This window comes from Salmonella sp. SJTUF15581 (assembly GCF_043356775.1).
Classification (GTDB): Bacteria; Pseudomonadota; Gammaproteobacteria; order Enterobacterales; family Enterobacteriaceae; genus Salmonella; species Salmonella enterica.
On the sequence record NZ_JBEUJY010000001.1, the window covers coordinates 637,945 to 662,272 of the forward strand.

23 protein-coding genes are annotated in these 24,328 nt (G+C 51.8%); 5 read left to right on the forward strand and 18 right to left on the reverse strand.

Features of this window, described 5'->3' with window-relative positions:
* Window positions 1-5: 5 nt before the first annotated feature.
* Entirely contained in the window at window positions 6-2,396 is a 2,391-nt protein-coding gene (locus ABVN36_RS03020; RefSeq protein WP_023138984.1) for a glucose/quinate/shikimate family membrane-bound PQQ-dependent dehydrogenase, read from the reverse strand.
* A 205-nt stretch (window positions 2,397-2,601) separates the two neighbouring features.
* Here ABVN36_RS03020 and hpt point away from each other — a divergent pair, with 205 nt between their 5' ends.
* Window positions 2,602-3,138, forward strand: coding sequence for a hypoxanthine phosphoribosyltransferase (hpt, locus tag ABVN36_RS03025; protein ID WP_000683342.1), 537 nt, complete (start codon window positions 2,602-2,604; stop codon window positions 3,136-3,138).
* 57 nt (window positions 3,139-3,195) lie between these two features.
* On the opposite strand, the gene can is transcribed toward hpt, so the two are convergent.
* Complete coding sequence (can, locus tag ABVN36_RS03030; protein ID WP_000651591.1) at window positions 3,196-3,858, reverse strand: carbonate dehydratase; 663 nt, start codon at window positions 3,856-3,858, stop codon at window positions 3,196-3,198.
* 108 nt (window positions 3,859-3,966) lie between these two features.
* Between can and ABVN36_RS03035 the strand changes: the two genes are divergently transcribed.
* Together ABVN36_RS03035 and ABVN36_RS03040 are read left to right on the forward strand one after the other, a co-directional pair.
* Window positions 3,967-4,893, forward strand: a complete 927-nt coding sequence (locus tag ABVN36_RS03035; protein WP_000150628.1) for an ABC transporter ATP-binding protein — start codon at window positions 3,967-3,969, stop codon at window positions 4,891-4,893.
* A complete protein-coding gene (locus ABVN36_RS03040; protein WP_000983418.1) occupies window positions 4,890-5,660 on the forward strand; it encodes an ABC transporter permease in 771 nt (256 codons plus the stop codon). Before ABVN36_RS03035 ends, ABVN36_RS03040 begins: the two co-directional genes overlap by 4 nt.
* Before the next feature lie 113 nt (window positions 5,661-5,773).
* Here the strand turns inward: ABVN36_RS03040 and ABVN36_RS03045 are convergent, their stop codons facing one another.
* The 4 genes from ABVN36_RS03045 to ABVN36_RS03060 are packed head-to-tail and all read right to left on the reverse strand — an operon-like array spanning window position 5,774 to window position 10,696.
* Window positions 5,774-6,850 carry a fimbrial protein gene (locus tag ABVN36_RS03045; RefSeq protein ID WP_023138983.1) on the reverse strand — a complete coding sequence of 359 codons (1,077 nt, stop codon included), beginning with the start codon at window positions 6,848-6,850 and terminating at the stop codon, window positions 5,774-5,776.
* A gap of 8 nt (window positions 6,851-6,858) precedes the next feature.
* Window positions 6,859-9,405, reverse strand: a complete 2,547-nt coding sequence (locus ABVN36_RS03050) for a fimbrial outer membrane usher protein (RefSeq protein WP_023138982.1) — start codon at window positions 9,403-9,405, stop codon at window positions 6,859-6,861.
* Between the two features lie 26 nt (window positions 9,406-9,431).
* Window positions 9,432-10,115: a fimbrial biogenesis chaperone StiB gene (gene stiB, locus ABVN36_RS03055; RefSeq protein WP_001086407.1), complete on the reverse strand. Its 684-nt coding sequence runs from the start codon at window positions 10,113-10,115 to the stop codon at window positions 9,432-9,434.
* A gap of 47 nt (window positions 10,116-10,162) precedes the next feature.
* Window positions 10,163-10,696: a fimbrial protein gene (locus ABVN36_RS03060; protein ID WP_017441540.1), complete on the reverse strand. Its 534-nt coding sequence runs from the start codon at window positions 10,694-10,696 to the stop codon at window positions 10,163-10,165.
* A 369-nt stretch (window positions 10,697-11,065) separates the two neighbouring features.
* Here ABVN36_RS03060 and ABVN36_RS03065 point away from each other — a divergent pair, with 369 nt between their 5' ends.
* Window positions 11,066-11,506, forward strand: coding sequence for a PTS sugar transporter subunit IIA (locus tag ABVN36_RS03065; RefSeq protein ID WP_000901958.1), 441 nt, complete (start codon window positions 11,066-11,068; stop codon window positions 11,504-11,506).
* A gap of 61 nt (window positions 11,507-11,567) precedes the next feature.
* A complete protein-coding gene (locus ABVN36_RS03070; RefSeq protein WP_033903668.1) occupies window positions 11,568-12,797 on the forward strand; it encodes a polysaccharide deacetylase family protein in 1,230 nt (409 codons plus the stop codon).
* Window position 12,798: 1 nt separating this feature from the next.
* Here ABVN36_RS03070 and ABVN36_RS03075 read toward each other — a convergent pair whose 3' ends face one another.
* The 12 genes from ABVN36_RS03075 to pcnB all read right to left on the reverse strand — a co-directional run bounded on the left by ABVN36_RS03075 (window position 12,799) and on the right by pcnB (window position 24,311).
* Complete coding sequence (locus ABVN36_RS03075; protein ID WP_000777846.1) at window positions 12,799-13,860, reverse strand: fimbrial protein StkG; 1,062 nt, start codon at window positions 13,858-13,860, stop codon at window positions 12,799-12,801.
* An 11-nt stretch (window positions 13,861-13,871) separates the two neighbouring features.
* Window positions 13,872-14,471 carry a fimbrial-like protein gene (locus tag ABVN36_RS03080; RefSeq protein ID WP_001186616.1) on the reverse strand — a complete coding sequence of 200 codons (600 nt, stop codon included), beginning with the start codon at window positions 14,469-14,471 and terminating at the stop codon, window positions 13,872-13,874.
* 18 nt (window positions 14,472-14,489) lie between these two features.
* Window positions 14,490-15,047 (reverse strand): fimbrial protein, encoded by a 558-nt coding sequence (locus ABVN36_RS03085; RefSeq protein ID WP_000673424.1) that lies wholly within the window; start codon window positions 15,045-15,047, stop codon window positions 14,490-14,492.
* A 26-nt stretch (window positions 15,048-15,073) separates the two neighbouring features.
* Window positions 15,074-15,658 carry a fimbrial protein gene (locus ABVN36_RS03090; protein ID WP_023221127.1) on the reverse strand — a complete coding sequence of 195 codons (585 nt, stop codon included), beginning with the start codon at window positions 15,656-15,658 and terminating at the stop codon, window positions 15,074-15,076.
* 22 nt (window positions 15,659-15,680) lie between these two features.
* Window positions 15,681-18,278 carry an outer membrane usher protein gene (locus tag ABVN36_RS03095; protein WP_023138980.1) on the reverse strand — a complete coding sequence of 866 codons (2,598 nt, stop codon included), beginning with the start codon at window positions 18,276-18,278 and terminating at the stop codon, window positions 15,681-15,683.
* Window positions 18,279-18,345: 67 nt separating this feature from the next.
* Window positions 18,346-19,098 (reverse strand): fimbrial chaperone, encoded by a 753-nt coding sequence (locus tag ABVN36_RS03100; RefSeq protein WP_017441535.1) that lies wholly within the window; start codon window positions 19,096-19,098, stop codon window positions 18,346-18,348.
* 86 nt (window positions 19,099-19,184) lie between these two features.
* On the reverse strand, window positions 19,185-19,790 hold the full coding sequence (locus ABVN36_RS03105) for a fimbrial protein (protein ID WP_020898401.1): 606 nt from the start codon (window positions 19,788-19,790) through the stop codon (window positions 19,185-19,187).
* A gap of 280 nt (window positions 19,791-20,070) precedes the next feature.
* Entirely contained in the window at window positions 20,071-20,451 is a 381-nt protein-coding gene (gene panD, locus ABVN36_RS03110) for an aspartate 1-decarboxylase (RefSeq protein WP_000621526.1), read from the reverse strand.
* 94 nt (window positions 20,452-20,545) lie between these two features.
* Window positions 20,546-21,400, reverse strand: a complete 855-nt coding sequence (gene panC, locus ABVN36_RS03115) for a pantoate--beta-alanine ligase (protein WP_000905349.1) — start codon at window positions 21,398-21,400, stop codon at window positions 20,546-20,548.
* A 125-nt stretch (window positions 21,401-21,525) separates the two neighbouring features.
* Complete coding sequence (panB, locus tag ABVN36_RS03120; RefSeq protein ID WP_023993177.1) at window positions 21,526-22,317, reverse strand: 3-methyl-2-oxobutanoate hydroxymethyltransferase; 792 nt, start codon at window positions 22,315-22,317, stop codon at window positions 21,526-21,528.
* Window positions 22,318-22,437: 120 nt separating this feature from the next.
* On the reverse strand, window positions 22,438-22,917 hold the full coding sequence (folK, locus tag ABVN36_RS03125) for a 2-amino-4-hydroxy-6-hydroxymethyldihydropteridine diphosphokinase (protein WP_023138978.1): 480 nt from the start codon (window positions 22,915-22,917) through the stop codon (window positions 22,438-22,440).
* The gene (pcnB, locus tag ABVN36_RS03130; protein ID WP_204355897.1) at window positions 22,914-24,311 is read right to left on the reverse strand and encodes a polynucleotide adenylyltransferase PcnB; all 1,398 of its coding nucleotides are present in this window, start codon (window positions 24,309-24,311) and stop codon (window positions 22,914-22,916) included. The genes folK and pcnB overlap by 4 nt, the downstream gene beginning before the upstream one ends.
* Window positions 24,312-24,328 lie beyond the last annotated feature (17 nt).

Below are 24,328 nucleotides of genomic sequence, written 5' to 3' on the forward strand. Positions count from 1 at the left end.
AATGGTTATTTCGCGTCGTCAGGCAAAGCATAGGCCACGATATAGTCGCCCATCTTCGTACCAAACGAACCGTGGCCTCCGGCAGAAACGACCACGTACTGCTTACCGTTTACCTCATAGGTCATCGGCGTTGCCTGGCCTCCGGCGGGTAAACGTCCCTGCCACAGTTTTTCCCCGTTGCTCATGTTATAAGCGCGCAGGTAGTTGTCGGCGGTCGCGGCAATGAACAGCACGTTACCGGCGGTTGAGATTGGCCCGCCGAGCATGGGCATCCCCATGTTGAACGGCACCGGAACCGGCATCGGGAACGGCATACTGTCGCGCGGCGTCCCTATACGTTTCTTCCATACGATTTCATTGGTCTTCAGATCCAACGCGGAAATATAGCCCCAGGCCGGTTGTTTACACGGCAGGCCAAACGGCGAAAGGAACGGATTCAGCGTGACGCCGAACGGTACGCCGTACTGTGGCTGAATACCCGCTTCTGTTCCGGTACCTTTCGCGTCTTTCGGCGGCTCCATCGGATTACCCGGGCCGCGTGGGATCAGCTTCGAGACAAACGGCAGCGCCATCGGGTTAGCGATAGCGACCTGACGGTCTGGATCGACGGAAATACCGCCCCATTCAAACATCCCCAGGTTGCCAGGGAATACCAATGTCCCCTGCTCGGACGGCGGGGTGAAGATACCTTCATAGCGCAACTGGTGGAACATAACGCGGCACACCAGTTGGTCGAACATGGTCGCGCCCCACATATCCGCGCCGGAGAGATCTTTTTTCGGGCGGAAGGTTAAATCAGAGAACGGCTGAGTTTTGGCGACGTAATCGCCTTTTGCCGCGCCCTGCGGGACCGGTTTTTCCGGAGCGGGCACGACCAGCTCGCCATTACGTCTGTCGAGCACAAAGATATTACCGGTTTTCGCTGGCGCATAGATAACCGGAACGGTAGTACCGTCAACGGTAATATCTGCCAGCGTCGGCTGTGCCGGCAGGTCCATATCCCACAGATCGTGATGGACGGTCTGATAACTCCAGGCCAGTTTCCCGGTGGTGGCATTCAGCGCCAGGATGGAGCTGGCATAACGTTCCTGCTCCGGCGTGCGGTTACCGCCCCAGATATCCGGCGTGGTCACGCCCATCGGCAGATAGACCAGATCCAGTTTCGCATCATAGGCGGCAGGCGCCCAGGAGTTCGGCGAGTTAAAGGTAAAAGAGTGCTCATCGGCTGGAATCGCGTTCGGATCTTTCGCCCCTGGATCGAAGGCCCACAGTAGTTTACCGGTATTAACATCAAAACCACGGATAACGCCGGACGTTTCGCGGGTAGAGAAGTTATCCGTGACCGAACCGGCAATGACAATCGTTTTATCGGTGATAATCGGCGGCGACGTCGGTTCATACAGTCCCGGCGTGGTGTCCGGCATATTGGTTTGCAGATTCAGGACGCCTTTGTTGGCGAAGGTTTCACACAGCTTGCCGGTTTCGGCATTCACCGCGAAAAGGCGACCGTCATTGACCGGAAGGATAATGCGGCGCGGACAGTCGGCGATGACCTCCGGCGAGGCGGTATCCGCTTTGGCCTCATGATAAGAGACGCCGCGGCAGGTCACATGCTGGAAAGACGAATCGGTCTTCAACTGAGGATCAAAATGCCACTTCTCTTTACCGCTGGCGGCGTCCAGCGCGAACAGACGCTGGTGAGCTGTACACAGATAAAGCGTATCGCCGACTTTAATCGGGGTCACTTCGTTGGTGATTTCGCCCGGATCGTTGGGTTGTTTCAGATCGCCGGTGCGGAAGACCCACGCTTCTTTCAGTTGGTGAACGTTATCCGCAGTGATCTGTTTCAGCGGCGAATAGCGTTGGCCTTCCTGATTACGTCCATAGGCCGGCCAGTCTTCGTCGGCGATCGACGAGCTTGTTGCGGCGGGCGTGGCGTCGGCGCGAAGCGTACCGTTGATCTCCTGCGGGTCGTTGAAGCCAGCCCAGGTCAGAATGCCGCCGCTAATCAGCAGCGCCACGACCAGCGCCGCCACTGCGCCGCTGGAAGGAACCACCAGCCGATGCCAGACAAACGGCAATATTAGCCAGATGCCGAAAAACACCAGGATATCGCTACGCGGCGTGAGCGCCCAGAAGTCGAACCCGACTTCCCACACGCCCCAAATCATTGTCGCCAGCAGCAGGGCGGCATACAGCCACAGCGCGGCACGTTTACTGCGCCATAGCAATCCGGCCACAACCAGCATCACGAGGCCCGCGATGGGGTAGTACCAGGAACCGCCAATAGCAACCAGCCAGACACCTCCGATAAGAAGATACAGCCCGCAAAGTGCTGCAAAGAGGGCCGTCAGCGTCACGAGTAATCGTGGCGATCGTGCGTTATTTTCTGCCATAAAAAGACACCATCCCAAATTGTTAATTTTTTAGTAGCAATTAAGTATAGGAATTAACATGTGTGATCGTCATCACAAAATGAGCTTTCTTATCAAATGCCGCGAATGAATACGTTTGCTGTTATACTGCGTGCCTTGCGCGTCAATGCGGCGTTATTAGTCACCGGCATTGAGTGATTTGTTTTTAAATCATATGGTTATAAATATGAAACATACTGTTGAAGTCATGATCCCCGAAGCGGAGATCAAAGCACGTATTGCCGAGCTGGGTCGTCAGATTACCGAACGTTATAAAGACAGCGGCAGTGAAATGGTGCTGGTAGGTCTGTTGCGTGGCTCATTTATGTTTATGGCGGACCTGTGCCGTGAAGTTCAGGTTCCTCATGAAGTCGATTTTATGACCGCCTCCAGCTATGGTAGCGGCATGTCCACCACCCGCGACGTGAAAATCCTCAAAGATCTGGATGAGGATATTCGCGGTAAAGACGTGCTGATTGTCGAAGACATTATTGATTCCGGTAATACGCTGTCGAAGGTCCGTGAAATCCTGGGCCTGCGCGAGCCGAAATCGCTGGCGATTTGTACGCTGCTGGATAAACCGTCTCGCCGCGAAGTGGACGTGCCGGTTGAGTTCGTTGGCTTTTCGATTCCGGACGAATTTGTAGTCGGTTACGGTATCGACTACGCCCAGCGTTATCGCCATCTACCGTATGTTGGTAAAGTGGTGCTGCTGGACGAGTAAGCGCAGAAATGCCGGATGGCGTCGCTAAAGCGACTTATCCGGCCTATAGCTAATGGCTTATTGGTGGGGAATGTATTTCAGACTTAGGGCGGAGATACCCTTATGATAGCCGTTCTCCAGCGTTTCTCTGTTGGTGGCGGTGACGTCAAGATCGCGCAGCAGGCCATCATTGATACTGTACGCCCAGCCGTGAATGGTCACATTCTGCCCGCGTTTCCACGCTGACTGCATAATGGTGGAATGCCCCAGGTTATAGACCTGCTCCATGACGTTCAATTCATAGAGCGCGTCCAGACGTTGCTCTTCGGGCATTTTTCCCAACAGCGAGCTATGTTTAAGCCAGATGTCGCGGATATGCAGCAGCCAGTTATTAATCAAGCCCAGCTCAGGGTTTTCTACCGCAGCCTTGATACCGCCGCAACCGGAGTGGCCGCAAATGATAATATGCTCAACTTCCAGAACATCTACCGCATACTGAACCACGGAGAGACAGTTCAGATCGGTGTGAATAACCAGGTTAGCCACATTACGGTGAACAAACAATTCGCCCGGTTCAAGCCCGGTTAAACGCTCTGCGGGAACGCGGCTGTCGGAACATCCAATCCATAGAAAGCGCGGTTTTTGCGCTTGCGCCAGTTTCTCAAAAAATCCGGGGTCCTCTTCCACCAGCATTTTTGACCATAGTGCATTGTTGCTGATGAGTGTATCTATGTCTTTCATGGAAGTTAACGACCTGTAACCAAATAAGTGCGTTGGGCTAATATAGGGCAACTCCGTAGTTATTTAAACCATATATAAAGTGTAAGAACGTAAAGTAAGTGAGAATTTATGACCATTGCGCTGGAACTTCAACAACTTAAAAAAACCTATCCCGGCGGCGTTCAGGCGCTGCGCGGCATAGATTTGCAGGTCGAAGCGGGGGATTTTTACGCGCTTCTGGGGCCAAATGGAGCAGGGAAATCGACCACCATCGGTATTATCAGCTCATTGGTTAATAAAACGTCCGGGCGCGTTAACGTTTTTGGTTACGACCTGGAAAAAGACGTGGTTAACGCCAAGCGACAGCTTGGACTGGTACCACAGGAGTTTAACTTTAACCCGTTTGAAACGGTGCAACAGATCGTAGTGAATCAGGCCGGTTATTACGGCGTGGAGCATAAAGAGGCGGTTTTACGTAGCGAAAAGTATTTAAAACAGCTCGATCTGTGGGAAAAACGTAGTGAACGTGCGCGGATGCTCTCCGGTGGGATGAAACGCCGCCTGATGATCGCCCGCGCATTGATGCATGAACCTAAGCTATTGATTCTCGACGAGCCGACGGCGGGCGTCGATATCGAATTGCGTCGCTCGATGTGGGGATTCCTGAAAGACTTAAACGCCAAAGGCACCACCATTATTCTCACCACCCACTATCTGGAAGAGGCGGAAATGCTGTGCCGCAATATCGGTATTATTCAGCACGGCGAGCTGGTGGAAAATACTTCCATGAAAAATCTGCTTTCAAAGCTGAAATCGGAGACGTTTATTCTGGATTTAGCGCCAAAAAGCCCGCTACCTAAGCTTACGGGTTATCAATATCGTCTGGTGGATACCTCGACTCTGGAGGTGGAAGTGTTACGCGAGCAGGGGGTTAACAGCGTCTTTAGCCAACTGAGCGAGCAGGGGGTACAGGTATTAAGTATGCGTAATAAAGCCAACCGTCTGGAAGAACTGTTTGTGTCGCTGGTGCATGAAAAACAAGGAGATCGCGCATGATGCAGCTTTACTGGGTTGCCCTTAAAAGCATCTGGGCGAAAGAGATCCACCGCTTTATGCGGATCTGGGTGCAAACGCTGGTGCCGCCCGTCATCACCATGACGCTCTATTTTATTATTTTCGGTAATTTGATTGGTTCGCGCATCGGCGAAATGCATGGTTTTAGCTATATGCAATTTATTGTGCCGGGCCTGATTATGATGGCGGTCATTACTAACTCCTACGCGAATGTCGCGTCGTCATTTTTTAGCGCCAAGTTTCAGCGCAATATTGAGGAGCTGCTGGTCGCGCCGGTACCAACGCACGTGATCATCGCCGGATTTGTCGGCGGCGGCGTGGCGCGCGGGCTGTGCGTGGGGATTCTGGTGACGGCGATTTCGCTCTTTTTCGTGCCTTTCCAGGTGCATTCCTGGGTATTTGTCGCGCTAACGCTGATTCTGACCGCGATTCTGTTCTCGCTGGCCGGACTGCTGAACGCCGTGTTTGCGAAAACTTTTGACGATATCAGCCTGATTCCCACCTTCGTGCTGACGCCGCTGACCTACCTCGGCGGGGTATTTTACTCGCTTACGCTGCTGCCGCCGTTCTGGCAAGGGCTGTCGCACCTGAACCCGATCGTCTACATGATCAGCGGCTTCCGCTACGGCTTCCTGGGTATCCATGATGTACCGCTGGTGACGACGTTTGGCGTACTGGTGATCTTTATCGCCGCTTTCTACCTGCTGTGCTGGTCGCTGATCCAGCGTGGGCGCGGGTTGCGCAGTTAAGCGTTGACAGGGGCGTTGGGTTGCACCTCGCTTCATCCCATCTACGGGCCCGTAATATCAATGGGTTACGGGTCTGTAGGTGGGGGGAGGCTTGCTGAAACCTAACGCTTCTCTCAGCGAATCTGAATCTCCAGCGTGGCGGTAGCCTGGTATTCTCCGGTGTGGGGGACATGTCCGGTGGTATTGACCGGCGCGGCGGTGAACTCGGTGCTGCCTTTACCGTCTGTGTAATCTTCAATCGGCAATTCGGTGCTGCCGCCGGGAACGATGGTCTTATCGTATTTATCGGAAATCCGTATCCCTAAATTCTCATTGTCGGTTTTCAGGTATTCCGGGTTGTGCGGATCGGTTTCTCCGTTCAATGACATTGACAGGTTGGTGCCGTCCGCCACGTTGCTACAGGTAAAGTTTACCTGAGTGGTGACGTGCGAGTTCTGCGGACTGTCGCCGAGATTACGAATATCTTTGCCCTCAATATCCGGCAGCCTGACCTCGATAACCTGCCCGGCGTTGATGGAACAGGACTGCGGCACGGTAATAGTTCCGGACATGGTGACGTGCGCGACAGGGGGAACGGCGGGGGGAATATTATCTCCGCTGCTGCCCGGCGTTTTTGATAAATAGAGATTCATGATCGTTGTTTGCGGGATCGAGATTTCACCGACCAAAGGATGAGTAATATAAATCCTTACCGTGCCTTTATTGCCCGCCGTCATTGATTTCATTTCTGCATCGCCACAGCCGCCTGCGGAACTATCCTCATTGCTGATTGAGGAAAACGGGACAGGAATATTCTGGTTCAACTTCCCGGCTACATACGCTTCGGTGCCAATTTCCAGTTTGCCTGCCACGAGGACATAGTAATCCATATGTCCGTAGTATCGCGTCTCGCTGTGCGTGCCTTTCTGCGTCAGATCGCCGGTGGTCGCGGTGAAATAGTTGTACCCGCGATAATCACTGTTATCGCAGTCGCATTTAGCCGAATATTCTCCGCCAGCTGACCAGTGCTCTTCAACGATGGTTCCCGTCTGGTTCCCATCCGTATCGGTAATGGTTTGATTAAAACTAAAAGGAAAATTATGCGTGCCGTTGGTGGGTTGACACCAGCCGCTTCCGTTGCCCATCGTTCCTTCTGCCAGCGCATGGCCTGAAAATAGCGCCAGCGCCAGCAGCATCCATAAATTCTTCATTGTGTTCCTCACTGGCAGACGGCGTTCGCCATCACGATGCCGTTCATATTTTTGCTGATATCAAGGCGGTAATCCGCGCGGCAAGAGGCGCTTCCCCAGTTCACCAGCAGCAGGCCCTCTTCCGGCAGGCCGCTGAGGAAGACCTGGCCTTTATCGCCGACGATACTGGCCAGGTTCGCATCCTGCCCATCGACGCTTGCCGTCGCGCCAAAGGGCACGGGCTCGCCATTGCTGCGCGTCAGCGTTAACAACACGCGATAGCCCTTATGCGTGTCATACGCCGCGCGCACCACCGCATTACGCGTCGGGTAGACGGTCTGGTTGTTGAGCGGAATATCCACGTTGTCGGCAAACGTGCTGCTGTCGAGCGAGATATCGTAGCGATAATACGGCGTAACGTTGGGGATCACCGTATAACCCCGGAAGTCGGTGGCGACGCCGGTCTGGTTTTCAACCGAAACGCCGCTGGCGCCGGGCGCTTTAATTAAAATCGCCGCGCCGGTAATCGGCTGGCTCAGGGTAATACCATTTTCGTGCGCCAGAATGCCGCCGCTGATGCCGTAGCTGACCTGTTGGCTATCTGGCGACTGATTGTAACCGGCGTTGAGGTTGGCATAAGTGCCTTTGTAGCTGGCGTTTACCCCGCCGGAATCACCGTCTTGTGTGCTGTGGCTTTGCTGTAACGACCAGTTCAGGTTTCTGTCACGCAGCGCGGTGCCGCTAAGGGTGGTGCTGTTCACCGTGGCATCGTGCTTACGCGTGTTCAGCATATAGCTGGCGTATAGCCTGGAATCGAACACCGTAAACGGAACATGCAGCGACAACGTGAACAGCCGATCGTTCTGGTTATAACGATCGTCGTCGTTATCATCATCGTCATTGTCCGAACGGTACTGGTAGGTGTTTTTGTTATAGCTGTAGCTCAGCGTATAGCTCACCGGACCCCAGCTATTGTTGTAACTGGCGCTCAGAGACTCCATCTGCTGCGCGCTGTGCCAGTAATCTTCTTTTACCCAACTTAGCGTTAAGGAACCGAGCGTATCGCTAATTTGCTGGTTGACCGAGGCTTCGAAACGATTATGGCGCTTGCCGTAGTTATCATAAAAATCGTCGTCCGGGTTGATCACCTCGCTCAGCGAATTGTAGTTTTCGCTGGCGTAACGATAGCCGGCCAGCGAAAACGTGGTGCCCGTACTGACGACGCCCTTGCTGTAGCGGACGCGCCAGGATTGCCCGATTTCTTTGCGGCCATCGTCAAATTTGGCGTGCGACCAGATGCCGTCCAGGGAAATGGCTCCCAGCATCTGCATATTTTGCCCGACGCCGAAGGCGACGGACTGGTATTTATCGCCGGCAATCTGGCTGCCGCCGTACAGGGTGATGTCCCACGGCAGGCCGTACAGCAGGGTCGCCTGGCCGAAGTCGTCCAGCGTGTGGTTGTTATAATCGCGGTATTTACCCACGGTCACGCTGTATTTTGCCCGTCCGGTGCGCTGCAGAATCGGCAGCGAAGAGTAGGGCACGATAAAATGCTGTTCGCTGCCGTCGGCTTCTTTTACCGTTACGTCATAGTCGCCGTTGCTGCCGGTGGGAAACATATCGTTGATTTCAAATTCGCCCGGCGAAACGGCGGTCTGATAGGCGATATAGCCGTTTTGCCGCACGATAACCTGCGCGTTTGAGCGGGCAATGCCGCGAATCGTCGGGGCGTAACCACGCTGGCTGTTGGGCTGCATTTGATCGTCAGAGGTGAGCTGGAGGCCGCGAAAAGGTACGCTGTCGAACACGTCGGATGGCGTATTGCTGTCTCCGGCGGTGAACTGGCTTTTCAGCGCGATAATGTCGCGCTGTAAATAGTTATAAACGCTGTTCCAGCTACCGCTCTCGCCGTTATTTGAACTCCAGTTACTGTAGTTGCGAAAACGCCACGGCCCGAGGTTAAAACCCGGCTGGAGAGCGAGATACTTCGATTCCGCATCGTCGGAATCCTCGCTGGAACCGTACTCTTTATAGCCGCTGAAACTGTAGTTCAGCATTAGCGCGGTAATCCCCTCCTGCCACTTTTCCGGCGGCACGTAGCCGCGCGCGTTGTTGGCGATATAGAGTTGCGGGATGCTTACTGATAATGTCTGTTGCTGAAAATCAAACCGCTGGCTGGCGCCGGGGATAACGCTGAGATCGACGCAGCCTTTTTCACTCTCCAGGGTTGGAAAAAGGTCGGTTTTGACGCTGTTATCTTTTAGTTCCTGGAGCCGTAAACAGCCCTGTAATGCCTGTTGACCGTCACTGAGCGTCGTGAGTTGAAAATCAACGTTTCGCGCGCCGATTTCTGTTTTATTGATATTGATAGTGACGTAATAGGTGCCAGGCAGCTGGCTTTTGTCGTTATCAAATGTCGACAGATCGACGCTTGTGCGACTCGCCTGCCCATGGTTTTCAATAAATGCCGGATTGAAATAGTCGCGCGCCCATGTAACGTGTGCGAACGTGCTGCCCAGCGCGATACACACAGCGCAGCGCGATAAATAAAATACCCGGTGTTGCCTTTTGCGCATCGGCACTCTCATCCCTGTCACTCTTCTCAAGGCGTTTGTTTATGTTCGGGGCCAATACCGCCAAAATCGTTGATGATAGACCAGACAATCGGGCCGCTGGCGGCGGCAGGCAGCGTGTACTGCGCGTTGCCGAAAGGCGCCACATAGCGCGGGGCTTTCACTTTTTGACTGCCAACGGAAAGGGTGGCGAAGTTCATATAATAGGGCGTGGGGTTCTTCACGGTGAGCGTGCGCCCCTGACGCGACCACGTTAACCGATCGGCAACCTCTTCTGGTTTTTGGGTTAACGCTTTTGGCCGGTAAATCAGCTTAAATTCCGCTTTAACGGCCAGCATGAGTGTGTTGTGTTTATTGTCCGGATTGCTGCTGGGAATCGATTTAATATCCAGCCAGTACAGCGACTCGCGATCTTCCGGCAAATTGCCGCCGGTACGGATAATTCGTAGTACGTTCTTTTGCCCGCCATTAAGGCGAAAAAGCGGCGGGGTGACCATAAACGGCGCATCGCCGCTCGCCCCTGTTTCGCTGATCGATTGCGCCCAGGACTGAATTAAATAGGGAACGTTGTCGCTATTGCTTATCGATATGGACGCATCTTTGGCATCGCCGTGAAAAATAACCCGCGTTGTGCCGATGTTTATCCCTGCGGCATGCGCCAGCGAACCGCACAACAGGCAACAAAGCAACCCTGCTTTAGCCAATGAATTCATTGATGACCTCAATAAACAAATGGGCCAGCCGACGCTGGCCGCCAGGATCAGTTATATTGCAGATAGAATGTTGCGGTTGCATCGACCGTTCCCGACTTAACGGGAACCGCGGTGGAGATATAGCGGGCGGTGAAAGGCATTGAGAGTTCCGTCACCCCCTCTGTGAGCACGACTGCGGCAGACCATGCCTGAAGATCGTTAAAGGTCATAGGGGTGCTAGATTTATCAAGAATTTGCACGCCAATATTCTCAGCATCATCCTCATTTTTCAGGATGGTCGCATCGGTTCCGTCGAGTGTGCCTTCAAAGCGCGCCTGTACACTGCTGTAGACGTTTGCGTCGCAGTTTTCGAGTTCGATGGTGAAGTCTTTATCCCCTGCCGTCTGCCCTGCGGCAGTAAAAAGAGAGGCAAATTCGTCCTGTAATGTCACCTCTACTGAATCCGTTTTTACCGTACAGGCGTTTTGCTTAATGAGGCCGGTGATATGTACGGTGCCGTCTTTGGCGGTGTCGGCCAGCGCGGCGGGGGAGAGGGTGATGGCAGCCAGTGCCACAGTGAGTGTTTTTAAGGTGAGTTTCATTATCTTTGATCCTTTAAGATATTATAAATATTGACATAGTAACAATATCTATAGTGTGGGAAGTTATTGTTCTTTTTATTGCCGAATGAGTAAATATAATGTCCGATGATTTTTGCGGCGCGAAGAAAAATTCAGAATACATAAATATGAAATATTTATAATATATATTTAATCAATTATTTTGGTGAGTGTTTGTTTAATTGAATCGCCGTGATTACCCTTTAATGGGCCAGATTCTATGAAGGCTGCTAACAATTTTAAAAATAATGCAAATTTTTTTGAATAAAAAATGATCGTGGTCATAGTGTGTTGTCGGCCAAAAAAACATGCTGACATCATGCAGGATTGGAGCTCAATGGAGGAGAAGTTATGCTGGGATGGGTCATTTCCTGTCATGACGATCGGGCGCAGGAAATGCTCGAAGGTCTTGAAAAGAAATATGGGCCGTTGGCGCAGTGTCGGGCGGTCAATTTCTGGCGTGGGTTAAGCGTAAATATGCTCAGCCGCATGATGTGTGACGCCCTCCATGCCACCGACTCCGGTGAAGGCGTGATATTTTTAACCGACATTTCCGGCGCGGCGCCTTATCGTGTAGCGTCGCTGATGAGCCATAAACATTCTCAATGTGAAGTTATTTCCGGTGTCAGCTATTCATTGATGGAGGAAATGATTCCATGGCGAGAGTCAATGAGCAGTTCAGCATTTCGCGACCAGATTGTCGCGCTTGGCGCGCCGGATGTCACCAGTCTCTGGCATCAGCAGCAGAAAAATCCGCCTTTTGTATTGCTGCATGATTCGTATGAGTTTTGATCAATACCATTGACGACGCTTTTGCTACAATGACGGCGTTTTTTCGCCTCGGTTATGATATATGGTTATGCGCGTTGTTCTTATCTTGCTGTTCTTTTTCGCCGGTAATGTGTTGGCTGCCTTGCCCGCTCGTTATATGCAAACGACGAAAGATGCCGCCATCTGGTCGCAGATTGGCGACAAAATGGTGACCGTAGGGAATATCCGCGCCGGACAAATTCTTTCCGTAACGCCTGTTGCGGCTGATTATTATGCCTTTAAATTCGGCTTCGGTGTGGGCTTTATCGATAAAGGCCATCTGGAATCCGTGCAGGGAAAACAAAAAGTGGAAGATGGCCTGGGCGATCTTAACAAGCCGCTCAGCAATCAGAATCTGGTGACCTGGAAGGACACGCCGGTGTATAACGCGCCGGACATCAGTAGCGCCCCGTTTGGCGTATTGGTGGATAATTTGCGTTACCCCATTATTAGCAAGCTGCAAGGCCGGCTACACCAAACCTGGTATCAGATCCGTATTGGCGACAGGCTGGCTTATGTCAGCGCCATGGATGCGCAGGAAGACAACGGCATTCCGATTTTGACCTATCATCACATCTTACGTGATGAAGAGAATACCCGTTTTCGCCATACGTCCACCACGACTTCGGTTCGGGCATTCAGCAACCAAATGACCTGGCTTCGCGATCGCGGCTATGCCACGTTGACGATGTACCAACTGGAGGATTACATCCATAACCGCGCCAATTTCCCGGCGCGCGCGGTGGTTATCACCTTTGACGATGGCCTTAAATCGGTGAGTCGCTATGCGTATCCGGTATTAAAGCAGTACGGTATGAAAGCGACGGCATTTATTATCTCATCGCGTATTAAGCGCCATCCGCAAACATGGAATCCCAGATCGCTGCAATTTATGAGCGTGTCCGAATTGCGCAAGATAAGCGACGTTTTTGATTTTCAGTCGCATACCCACTTTTTACACCGGATAGATGGGCATCGTCGCCCGATTTTATATAGCCGCAGCTACCATAATATTCTGTTTGATTTTGAACGCTCGCGGCGGGCACTCGCACAGTTTACTCCGCACGTATTTTATCTTTCTTATCCCTTTGGCGGCTATAACGCGACCGCGATCAAAGCAGCAAAAGACGCCGGTTTCCATCTGGCGGTCACCACGGTGAGAGGGAAGGTGAAGCCGGGAGATAATCCGATGCTGCTCAAAAGGCTGTATATTCTGCGCACGGATTCGCTGGAAACCATGTCGCGGCTGATCAGCAACCAGCCGCAAGGGTAGTTTACTCGTAGGTTACCTGGAAGGTGACAGACGATCCGAAAATACCGGGTGTCACGGCCTCCGTCCCTGTTTTGACCAGCTTTGCCTTAAAGTTGGCGTTTACTGAGGTCACCGGCCTCCCGATTATCTCGCCCACGGCAATGACTTCTGGCGTACTGTCGGCATGAATTTGCGGATAGGCCGGTGAGCTTATTTTTACGCCGACGCCGCCAGCCGCGGTAACGCTTGAGTTGCTGGTAATCGAGTTGGTGAACAGGTTCTTATCCGCATTGGTATATGAGGATTTCGCCACGAACGAGACTTCAATCGTCCCGGTACAGGTTCCGGTAATCTGAAAAGGCACTTCGGTGGTCTGATCTTTCTCCAGGTCGCTTCGGTACCAATCACCTAAATTCACGGTGGTGGGCGCGGTAAGAATACAGGTCGGTTCGGAGAATGGAATGTTAAACATCATATCAGAAATGGTGATTAGCGGGCGAGGATGGTCAGACTCAGAACCTACGGGGTCTCCGAGAACAATGCGTCCCAATGGGCCGCCGATTGAGCTAATAAAGCCGACTCCTGAAGGCACGCCATTAAAGCCGGGCATCTGGTAGATTTCCATCACGGCGTACCATTTTTTTTCATGGTCGAAATAGCCTTCGTTGTCGTCAGCATAAGCGGTCATATAATATTGACCGGAATTGACGGGAAACCATCCGGTAATGCCTTTCCCTGCGGGGTATAACCCAATGGCATACGTAATGCCGGGTATATTGGTGCGAAACAACGCTTTACCGTCGACATACCCTTCAAGTAAGGTGTTGTCCGTCATCTGGTAAATGTTCTCTCCATCATCCCCCACTGCACAGTGGCTGTGCATTTCCGGCGTTAATTCCATCGTAATACCGCTAGCCAGCAGCGTGGCGGTTTGCACCGAGGGGTGAAAGGTAATGATTGGTTGAACGCCTGGCGACATTATCTGTCGTGTATCGCCATTGTAAAATTTACATTCCATAGCACCATAGGCTGCGCCGGATGCGCTCAACAATAACAGTGCGGCCAGATAAGGGGATAGCTTCATCATAAATCCTTTTATTCGTAGCTGACGTCAACCAACACGTTGCTGGTGACAACGCCGCTGACAACTGCGCCCGTATTCTGATAGCGCGCGTAAAACTGATAATCCGTTAAATACAGCGAACTGCTTTTTCCGCTGACGTCGTAAACCACGTTAGAACTGCCATCGCTGTTTAAGACGTTAGTTTTATAGTCTGCCGAGAAAATGACGATACCAACGTTTTGCGCCGCGCCTGTTGTGGCATCATTTTTGAAAACCTGGTTTTGGTTGCTCCAAAAACCGGATTGCGGCGTAAAACTGAACATCAACTGCTTGATGCTACTGTTATCTGCACAGTTTTCGAGACGCACGTTAAAAGGCGTGCCGCCCGCTTCGTCGGTAGGCGCATATTTACTGCTGCCGTCGTTATTGTAAAACCATGCCCGCGTGACGTTGGGAAGGTAGACTTCCCCCCCGTTTTCCAGACTGAGTTTGCAGGTGCTGTTAACAATACTGGCGGTCAGATTGATATCCAAATTGGAACCCGCCTGGCTGATGCCAGACCAAAACCCGCCCGTCAGACCCATAAGCAACACAAGGCCGGGCTGGCGTAAAAGAAACAGTAATTGTTGCATGAACAAAGCACCTGAAAATTAAGGGTATGTCACAACAAAGGTGACCGGAGCCGTGACATCGCCGGCGGTGACGTCGCTCAGGCTTTTACCGTTTGCCACCACAATGCGTGACGTCATTGGGTAGGTACCCGCACCGTTGGTAATGGTCACCTTCTGTGCGGCTGGTGGCGTTTTACAAGACAGTTTCACCCCCGTGTCTGCATCGCCGCCCCAAATTTCGAAGGCGGTATTCAGGCCCGCCGCGTAAGAATCGCCGTCTAAATTATCACCGGAGCAGGTGCCGCCGGTGCCCGCTTTTGCTTCTACTTCAGCGATGGTTACGCCGGAACAATTGCTCAAGACAATGCTCAGCGGCATCGCTTTCTTGTTAAGATCCGATTTATATGTCTCACCATAGCCAATGGTGCTGACATTTTTTCCGTCACCATTAACGACGATAGCTTTACAGGTACCGGTTGTCACTGTGGTCTTAAAGGTCATTTGTACACTGTCGGTACCGGTAATAGCGGCTCTGACCACTCCAGAGAATAAGACGGCAGAAACGGATAATGTGATTAAAGCTGATGTAAATTTCATAGTGATGCTCCGTAGATCTGCGTTAATTACTCGTAGCTAAATACGAAAGTCGCAACGGCTGAGAAAGCCCCGGTGGTAGCCGAATTTGCCTTGGTCTCTTTCATGATGGCGATCAGCGGAACCTCTTTACTGTTAATTTCTACCTCACTCCAGACCAGACGTTCTGAATCGGCGGTGGAGTTAATAACAAAAGGTTCATCTGGTTTGGATGCGCGCGCTACTGACACCCCCATATAGTCGGCTGAGCCTTTTGTTCCATTCGTTAATATTTTTGTTGAATACCCGGATGGCGTTCCGTTGATTGATGTTTTTAATGATTGAAGCGATGCCGGGCATTCAACAATCACTAATTTAAAATCTGCCGTTGCTGTTCCCGCTCTTACATCATCAATACGAACTTCACCACTACTATTACCAATGATTAATTCCTGTACCGTGTCGGAGCCTGTACCACCGACCAGTTTCATGTTACACGTCGTCTCTAAAATTGTGGCCGTGAAATTAACATCCAGGTTAGTGGAGTTAGCGGCAAGCGCGCTTCCAGAAGCTGCCATTACGGCAAGCGCCGCGATGGGAAGACTGAGGCGGTTTCTTTTCATATAAACTCTCATTAGTTTTTCCCTAAACAGGTCATTACATGTGACAAAGTTGATTGCTCAGTACGGGGGTGAGTCCCGCTTTTGCCGTGGTTTCAGCTAATTGGTAACGCACTGTACAGGTGCTTTCTTTACCACTGCCCCACACCACGCGAAGTTCGCCTTGCTGTTCTACGCCGCGCACGTACGCCTGTCCGGCCTGGCCTACGGTACCGACAGTTTCATTTTTCTCGTTAAGGACATCTGCGCCTAAAGGAATAAAGCCTTTATCGCTACGCAGTAATTCCAGAATCAGTGAGCGACCTTCATCGGTTTCAAAATTCACCAGCACGACGGCGCCGCTACGCGGTACGGTAACCGTGCTGGTGCTTTTGATTTCAACATCGTTCTCCAGTGTGCTGATATCCAGCGACACCCGGTTTTCGCGGTAGGCTGACATATACGGTAAAATGCCATAGCCCGAACTGCCGATTTCGCTGCTGCTGTAGCCCAGTCCTGCGCCTTGTGCGCCGCTGGCTTTCACCAGCGCGACGGCGTCGGTTTCGCCAATGCTGCCCGGCGCGAACGCCACGCCGCCAGAATGCAGCACCATGCCACCGCTGTAACTGGCGGAATATTGCTGGCTATTGTCGTCGCCAAACGAGGCGGAAATCCCTAATGGGCCATAGCTGCTGTTAAGGGAGCCAAAGCCACTTACCTGATTCAGGTTGCCGTAATTACCGCTGCTGGAGGTGGCGCTCACGGAGTAGCTGATGTCGCTATCTTTGGTATTACCGCTGGCGGTGGAGTTGACGTTAGTACCGCCCTTCATGTCAGAACGCAGGCCCATGTTGATATTGGAGAAACCGCCAGAGCGTTCCCCGTTGTGCGAGAACATACTCAACGGAATACTGAAACTTATATAGACGCTGTCGTCTTTACTGCCGTTCTGGTCATAGGCGCGTTGTAATGACACGCTATAGCTGCCGTAGGCAAAACTGTTGTTGTAACCCACGCTATAGTTGGCCGTGGAGCCCGCATCATTCCAGTAGTCCTGCCATGTTCCGCTGACATACACAGAACCCCAGGTTGTTTCTCCCTGGTTTAAGGGCTGGTTGATGCTGATTTGCACCTGATTTTTGGTACGCTGGTAATCGTCATATAACTCATCGCCTGAGCGATAACTTTGTTGCGCATATTGCTGATGTTTAACGCTGTCTTGCAAAGACGCGGCGTCATTCAGGCTGAGGTAGTCTTCAGTAGAAAAACGATAAGCGGCGACGTTAAATGAGGTATTGGTCGCCTCGATCATTTTGCTGTAGGTCAGCCGGTAGCTTTGCCCGCTGAGCGTGCCTAAATCATCAATACTGGCGTGAGATTGCGTCACATCAAAGGCGAATGCGCCAATACCGGTGTTCATTGCCAGACCTAATAACCCAGCATAGAAATTCATATCGGTATATTGCGCGCCGATATAGCCGGTAAAGGTGTTGTTCAGGCCATAGTAAAACTGCGCGTAACCCACCTGCGGTTTATCATGCAAAGAATCATCGTTCAGCTCGCCGACGCCGATATCCCAGCGCGTCGCGCCGGGGCGTAACATTTGGGTGACTGACGAAAAGGGAACGGTAAAGCTGCGTTTGCTGCCGTCCGCTTCTTCTACGGTGACCAGCAGATCGTTACCATAACCTGTGGTGCTAAGGTCGTTAATCTCGAACGCCCCCGGCGGTACGGTGGTTTCGTAGATTTTATTGCCGCTTTGCATCACCGTGACTTTGGCATTGCTGTTGGCGACGCCGCGGATAACAGGCGCGTAGTTGCTGGAGCCCATCGGTAACATGCGGTCATCGTTATACATCCGTATCCCGCTCAGGCTGAAGGAGTCAAACGCATCGCCACGGGTGTAGGAGTCGCCTATCACCATTTGCGCTTTCAGCGCGGTGATATCTCGTTGTAAATAAACGTCCTGATTGTTGTATTCGCTACCGGTATCTTTGTTCCAGTTAAGGCTACCTCGGGAACGCAAACGCCACGGTCCCATATTTAAACCGTAACGTAGCCCCACGTAAGCGGTATCGGACGTTGTGCCATTGCCTTCACTGTGCCAGGCGTTCATATCGTAAGAGACGATGGCCGCCGGAACGCCATCTTCCCACAGTGAGGGGTCAACATACCCGGCAGGACGCTTCAGGATATAAATCTGCGGGAAGTTGAGATCCATGGCCTGTTTGCCGGAATCGTAATTCGCCGTCGCACCGGGGTAGTATTTTTTTATATCCAGACACGTGGTGTTGTCGTCGACCTCGACGTCATCGCGCATTGCGGCGGGATCAACGCCTGCCTGGGTGAGTAAAAGCGGCGTCAGACATGCACTGGCGCGTGGCGTACCGTTTTCATTAAAGGTAATTTCAGAGGTAGATTTCAACGCATTGTTAAGATTCACTTTCACACGATAGGTTCCGGCAAGCACCGGGTTGCCATATGCATAGCGACTAATATCGATATTAGCGCTGCTATTAAGTAAAAATTGTTCGTTAAATTCTACGGCTTCGTCCGACTCAGCAACGGTTTTTTCTGCTACTGAATTTGCAGCAGAAACGGAAAAAGGGAGTGCAGCGCCAATAGTAAGACATAATAATGAGCGTTGAAATAGCATTGTTTTTCCGAATAATTAACGTGGGCCAGAATGGCCCACTACATTGGTACGTAATTGTTATAATTGATTAGTCTATTTTGGCTTCTCGTTTATTTGTGCCGCCATTATCATTAATGGTGTTATAGATAACGGTACCGTTAATATTATTCGAAAGGCCTTTTACGGGCATGCTGACCCCGCTAAAGGGTAAAACGGATTTGCTGTCGACGGTATATTCTTTACCGCCCACTTTAAATTTTACGTTGGAAATAGAAACGTTGTACGCGCTGTCATTTTGGGCAAATAGTGAAAGCGTATTGCCTTCTTTTTTCTGCGACCATTTCAGGTTTGCCGCCGCATCGCCAGGCGTGCCTTTCAGGCCATCCGGGCGGAAAAATAATTTGATCCGCGTGCGAAAGGCGAGTTGAAGTTGATTTAAACTCTCGCCTTCTTTCGCTTTTGATTTTGGCGGAATTTCCAGCACGTTAAACCAAAACAGCGATTCCCGATCCTGAGGTAATGCGCTACCCATATACGTAATACGCAAGGATTGCCCTTTTTGTGGATCGATACGAGATACCGGAGGCGTAATGACAAACGGCAGTTTTAGCTCCTGCGGGTCAACACCGTCACGCCCGTCATCCAGCCAGGTTTGCACCAGTAGAGGTTTATTGCCCCGGTTATCCAGGTTCACAATCACGTCTTTTGATGACGCTGGGTACACAATACGTGTTCCGGATATGACGATATCCGCGTTTACCTGGAATGTGGCAAATGCCGTGAAGGCCGCGGCAGCGAAGCAGGTGGTTTTAAATCCCTTTGTAATAACCGTATTGACCATTTTACCCTCCCTGTAGGTATACTTTAAAATTAAAATCCCCCAGCACAGCCGCTGAGGGATTGGCTAATCTTTTTAAATACAAAGGATTAGTTATAAATAACAGTGAAGGCAACTTGTGCCTGTACGGTTCCTGCCGTTACCGGGCTGGTGTCTGCATTCCACTTCTGGCCCTGGGTGTAGGCTACGCGGTAGAACAGGTCACCGGTGCCATCAGCGGAAATAGTGGCTTTCTGCGTGTTGTTAGTCTGGTCAATTTTGATCAGATCGGTAGCGCCGTTACCGTTGTTAGCCAGCACCAGGTTAACGTTTTCTGCTGCTCCTTGCAGATTAGCCGGTGGTACTAACAGACCACCTGACGTTGAACTGGAACCGCCCCAGGAATTAAACTGAGCGGAGGCATCTTTTACCGTTGCGTTATCACATTCGCTCAGATTCAGAGTGAACTGTTTTTCGCCCAGAGTACTGTTAGCACCCAGTGCGGTAGCGAAGTTTTTAACAAAAACGGTATCCAGAGTAATGTCAAAATCATTACCGTCTTGATCTATTTTATTATCAAGAGAGATTTTACAGGTATTGTTAGAAACCAGACCGTGGAAAGTAATAGTACCCGTATCTGGATCTGCTGCCATTGCAGACCCGGCACCCAAAGTCATTGCAATAAAAGCGGCTACGCTATATTTTCTGAAAAACATTTAGAATATCCATATTTTAGTGATAAATATAAATAAAATATATTATTTATATATCTTATTTGTTGAAATATTATATTTCGAGGCGGATTTTATAGAGAGTTGCGATGAAAAGGAATAAAGTTATCCATTAGAAATACTTTATGTTCTTTTAAGTAAAACTAATGTTTTATTATTTAAGCAATAAGATAAATAATAAATAATATTATTTATTGGTGATTTAAAAAAAAGACAACCCGTCCCAAAATATGTTTTTCTGGAAGGATTGTCCTATTATTGAAAATCAGGCAACCTGTACCGGAATAGCTTTCGCGGTGCGCTTCATTTCGTTGTCGCCTTCAAAATAGGCCACTTTTGGACGCCATGTACGCGCTTCTTCATCAGACATGGTGACGAAGCTGGCGATAATCACAATGTCGCCAACTTCAGCACAGTGCGCCGCCGCACCGTTCACCGAGATGATTCTGGAGCCGCGTTCAGCCGCAATCGCATAGGTTGAGAAACGTTTCCCATTGGTCACGTTCCAGATATCAATCGCTTCGTTCTCCAGAATACCGGAGGCATCAAGGAAATCCTGGTCAATGGCACAGGAACCTTCGTAGTGCAGGTCCGCCTGCGTGACTTTTACGCGGTGGAGCTTGCCTTGCAGCATGGTGCGAATCATAACTTCTTTACCCTGTCGTTTACCTTGGCTAAGCAGGCGCTTGTGGCCTGCTTTGGAAATTCTCAGGCAGTATTGCCCGATTTTTAACCCCTGTCTACTGGGCTAATGTAACGCTTTGATTATCGATCAGACGCGCCTGACCCAGCCAGGCGGCGGCCAGAATCACTGCGCGTTTGCTGGTTTCCGTCAGCTCCTGCAGCGTGTCGGCATCACGGATTTGAATGTCGTCGGCACGGAAGCCTTTTTCATTCAGTTCCTGTTCGGCAATGGCAATAATCTCTTGCAGCTCACGATTACCCGCAATCAGTTTTTCAGCGATGCTATTCATCACGTTGTGTAGACCCGGCGCAATTTTGCGCTGCTCTGCGGTCAGATAACCGTTACGTGAGCTGAGCGCCAGACCGTCTTTGGCGCGAATAATCGGCACGCCGACGATCTCAATGTCATAACTCATATCCGCCACCATTTTGCGGATCAGCGCCAGTTGCTGGAAATCCTTCTCGCCAAAGCAGGCGATATCCGGCTGGATCAGGTTGAACAGCTTGCTGACGATAGTCGAGACGCCGCGGAAGTGGCCCGGACGGCTGGCGCCTTCCAGCATGGTAGAGAGGCCGGGAACATCAACGTACGTCTGGCCTTCCAGCCCCTGCGGGTAGATTTCCTCAACGGCTGGCGCAAAGACATAATCGACTTTGCGTTTGTTCAGCTTTTCACAATCTTCCTGCAGCGTGCGCGGATAACGCACCAGATCGTCCGGCCGGTCAAACTGCATCGGGTTGACGAAAATGCTGACGATCACCACATCAGCTCGGGCTTTTGCCTCATCGACCAGCTTCATATGGCCATCGTGCAGGTTGCCCATGGTGGGAACCAGTGCGACGCGTTTACCTTCCTGACGCAGACGACGAATATGCTGGCGCAGCAGCGGCAGGGTTTCAATGATTAGCACAACAAAACTCCTTGAGTTGCTTGATGATCCTGCCCGATGGCGCTGCGCTTATCAGGCCTACATCCGTTGAGGATCGGTAGGCCGGATAAGACGCGTCGCGTCGCCATCCGGCACGGTCAGAAAAATTAGTGAAAGCTGTGTTCTTCGCCCGGATAAACGCCGGACTCCACTTCAGCCATATACTGCCGTACGGCGGCGCGCATGTCGCCTGCTTCAGCAAGGAAATTTTTCGCGAATTTTGGAATATGGCCGCCGGTGATGCCAAACGCATCGTGCATCACCAGGATCTGACCGTCGGTGACGTTGCCCGCGCCGATGCCGATCACCGGAATCGACAGCGCTTCCGTGACGCGCTTCGCCAGCTCAACCGGCACGCACTCCAGCACCAGCAGTTGAGCGCCAGCCGCTTCTAAAGCCAGCGCGTCATCCAGCAGTACTTGTCCGGCATCGCCGCGGCCCTGAATTTTATAGCCGCCGAAGATATTCACCGACTGTGGCGTTAGTCCCAGATGACCACAAACCGGCACGGCGCGTTCGGTGAGCATTTTCACCGTATCAACCAGCCAGGCGCCGCCTTCAATTTTGACCATATTGGCCCCCGCACGCATCACGATAGCCGCGTTTTCAAACGCCTGTTCCGGGGTGGCGTAAGCCATAAACGGCAGGTCGGAGAGCAATAGACAGTTGGGCGCGCCACGTCGCACGGCACGAGTGTGGTAAGCGATATCTTCCACGGTGACCGGCAGGGTGGAGTCATGCCCCTGAATCGTCATGCCCAGCGAGTCGCCAACCAGCATCACATTGATACCTTCGTCGGCAAATAACTTAGCGAAGCTGTAGTCGTAGGCGGTAATTGTCGCGAAGCGTTTTTTCTCTTGCTTGCATTTCTGCAGCAGTGAAATAGTGGTGGGTTTCATAACGTTTCCTGATGGTAAAAGTTATATTTCCCGGCATTCTAACAGTCATATTCAGGGGGGCAATTGATTTAAGCAATCGTTTGGCGCTAAAGCAGTAAACGCTAAAGGGGAGGCGATGTTTTACCAGTGGGCGGGTTTTGCAGCACCAAGATGGGTGAGATGCTGATGCAGGCTGATACCATCCGGAAAGATCAGATCAGGAGCGATTTCGAATAACGGCCACAGCATAAAACCGCGGTTTTTCATGTCGTAGTGCGGTACGGTCAGACGGTCGGTGTTAATGACTTCATCGCCAAACAGCATAATGTCGAGATCCAGCGTGCGCGGCCCCCAGCGTTCGGCTTTGCGCACCCGGCCCTGTTGCAGCTCAATGCGCTGGGTATGGTTAAGCAATTCTTCGGGGGCGAGGGCGGTATCCAGCGCCACCGCGGCGTTCAGGTAGTCCGGCTGATCCTGTGGACCAAGCGGCGGCGTGCGGTAAAACGAAGACACCGTGACGATACGGCTATCGGGAATGTCGGCGATAGCCTTCAGGGCGGCATTGACCTGCTCCAGCGGAGAGGCCAGATTACTGCCAAGCGCGATATACGTGATCGTCATACGGTGCCCTCGCGGCGCGGCGCGCGTTTGCGCGGACGTGAACGGCGGCGGCGTGGAGCAGGATCGTCGTCCAGCTCGTTGAGCATCCCTTTTTGTTCCGGCGGCGCGGAAGCCTGAAACTCGGCCCACCACTGCGCCAGACGTTGCAGTTCAGTATTATTTTCCACCTGAGCGCGCAGCTCCAGTAAATCAAACGCGGCGCGGAATTTGGGATGTTCCATCAGTTTCCAGGCGCGTTTGCCCTGACGTCGCGACATCCGTAACTGAAGCTGCCAAATATCACGGGTAAGCGTGGTAAGGCGTTTCGGGATCGCCAGTGAACGGCAGGCTTCATCCAGCACGTCATTCATGGCCAGCGCGAAAGCGTCGTAATAGGCCAGACCGCTCTCCTGAGCGATTTTTTGCGCCATCTCCAGCAGCGGATACCAGAACATGGCGGCAAACAAAAATGCCGGATTAACGCGCATCTCGTTACGGATGCGGTTATCCGTATTCTTCAACACCTGCGCAATGATGCGTTCCATTGCGCTGTCGCCGTTTTCGGTGAAATAACGCGTAATGGTAGGAAACAACGGCTGGAAGAGGTTGTATTCCCGCAGTTGTTGATAGGTTTCAAAACCGTTCCCCGCCTGCAACAGCTTCAGCGACTCTTCGAACAGGCGCGCGGGAGGAATGTCGTTTAGCAAGGTAGCCAGACGCGGGATTGGCTCAGCCGTTTCAGGGCTGATACGCATATTGAGCTTCGCAGCGAAACGCACGGCGCGCAGCATTCGAACCGGATCTTCGCGGTAGCGCGTTTCCGGATTGCCGATCAGGCGAATCACGCCTTCTTGCAGATCCTGCATCCCGCCGACGTAATCGCGCACGGTAAAATCCGCTACGCTGTAGTAAAGGCTGTTGATGGTGAAATCGCGGCGCTGGGCATCTTCTTCGATAGAACCGAAGATATTGTCGCGCAGCAGCATACCGTTTTGCCCACGCTGGGAGGTCGTACGGTCGCTTTCACTGCCTTCATGATGACCACGAAACGTTGCCACTTCGATAATTTCCGGGCCAAACATCACGTGAGCCAGGCGGAAACGACGCCCCACCAGACGGCAATTGCGGAATAATTTCCGTACCTGATCCGGTGTTGCGTTGGTGGTCACGTCGAAATCCTTCGGCTTTTTGCCGAGCAGGAGATCGCGGACGCCGCCGCCGACCAGGTAGGCTTCATAGCCCGCTTTGTTCAGCCTGTACAGTACCTTGAGGGCATTTTCACTGATATCTTTGCGGGAGATAGCGTGCTGTTCACGCGGGATAATCGTCATATGTGGACGGGCGACGGCTTGTTCTGCCTCGCTCTCCTCGCGGCTTAACACCTTACGGCAAAAATTAGCGACTCGGGTAAAAATAGCGCACCTCGGTAGTG

Coding starts and splice junctions, on each gene's coding strand:
- ABVN36_RS03020 (WP_023138984.1), bottom strand. CDS start 2,396: ATGGCAGAAAATAACGCACGATCGCCACGATTACTCGTGACGCTGACG.
- hpt (WP_000683342.1), top strand. CDS start 2,602: ATGAAACATACTGTTGAAGTCATGATCCCCGAAGCGGAGATCAAAGCA.
- can (WP_000651591.1), bottom strand. CDS start 3,858: ATGAAAGACATAGATACACTCATCAGCAACAATGCACTATGGTCAAAA.
- ABVN36_RS03035 (WP_000150628.1), top strand. CDS start 3,967: ATGACCATTGCGCTGGAACTTCAACAACTTAAAAAAACCTATCCCGGC.
- ABVN36_RS03040 (WP_000983418.1), top strand. CDS start 4,890: ATGATGCAGCTTTACTGGGTTGCCCTTAAAAGCATCTGGGCGAAAGAG.
- ABVN36_RS03045 (WP_023138983.1), bottom strand. CDS start 6,850: ATGAAGAATTTATGGATGCTGCTGGCGCTGGCGCTATTTTCAGGCCAT.
- ABVN36_RS03050 (WP_023138982.1), bottom strand. CDS start 9,405: ATGCGCAAAAGGCAACACCGGGTATTTTATTTATCGCGCTGCGCTGTG.
- stiB (WP_001086407.1), bottom strand. CDS start 10,115: ATGAATTCATTGGCTAAAGCAGGGTTGCTTTGTTGCCTGTTGTGCGGT.
- ABVN36_RS03060 (WP_017441540.1), bottom strand. CDS start 10,696: ATGAAACTCACCTTAAAAACACTCACTGTGGCACTGGCTGCCATCACC.
- ABVN36_RS03065 (WP_000901958.1), top strand. CDS start 11,066: ATGCTGGGATGGGTCATTTCCTGTCATGACGATCGGGCGCAGGAAATG.
- ABVN36_RS03070 (WP_033903668.1), top strand. CDS start 11,568: ATGGTTATGCGCGTTGTTCTTATCTTGCTGTTCTTTTTCGCCGGTAAT.
- ABVN36_RS03075 (WP_000777846.1), bottom strand. CDS start 13,860: ATGAAGCTATCCCCTTATCTGGCCGCACTGTTATTGTTGAGCGCATCC.
- ABVN36_RS03080 (WP_001186616.1), bottom strand. CDS start 14,471: ATGCAACAATTACTGTTTCTTTTACGCCAGCCCGGCCTTGTGTTGCTT.
- ABVN36_RS03085 (WP_000673424.1), bottom strand. CDS start 15,047: ATGAAATTTACATCAGCTTTAATCACATTATCCGTTTCTGCCGTCTTA.
- ABVN36_RS03090 (WP_023221127.1), bottom strand. CDS start 15,658: ATGAGAGTTTATATGAAAAGAAACCGCCTCAGTCTTCCCATCGCGGCG.
- ABVN36_RS03095 (WP_023138980.1), bottom strand. CDS start 18,278: ATGCTATTTCAACGCTCATTATTATGTCTTACTATTGGCGCTGCACTC.
- ABVN36_RS03100 (WP_017441535.1), bottom strand. CDS start 19,098: ATGGTCAATACGGTTATTACAAAGGGATTTAAAACCACCTGCTTCGCT.
- ABVN36_RS03105 (WP_020898401.1), bottom strand. CDS start 19,790: ATGTTTTTCAGAAAATATAGCGTAGCCGCTTTTATTGCAATGACTTTG.
- panD (WP_000621526.1), bottom strand. CDS start 20,451: ATGATTCGCACCATGCTGCAAGGCAAGCTCCACCGCGTAAAAGTCACG.
- panB (WP_023993177.1), bottom strand. CDS start 22,317: ATGAAACCCACCACTATTTCACTGCTGCAGAAATGCAAGCAAGAGAAA.
- folK (WP_023138978.1), bottom strand. CDS start 22,917: ATGACGATCACGTATATCGCGCTTGGCAGTAATCTGGCCTCTCCGCTG.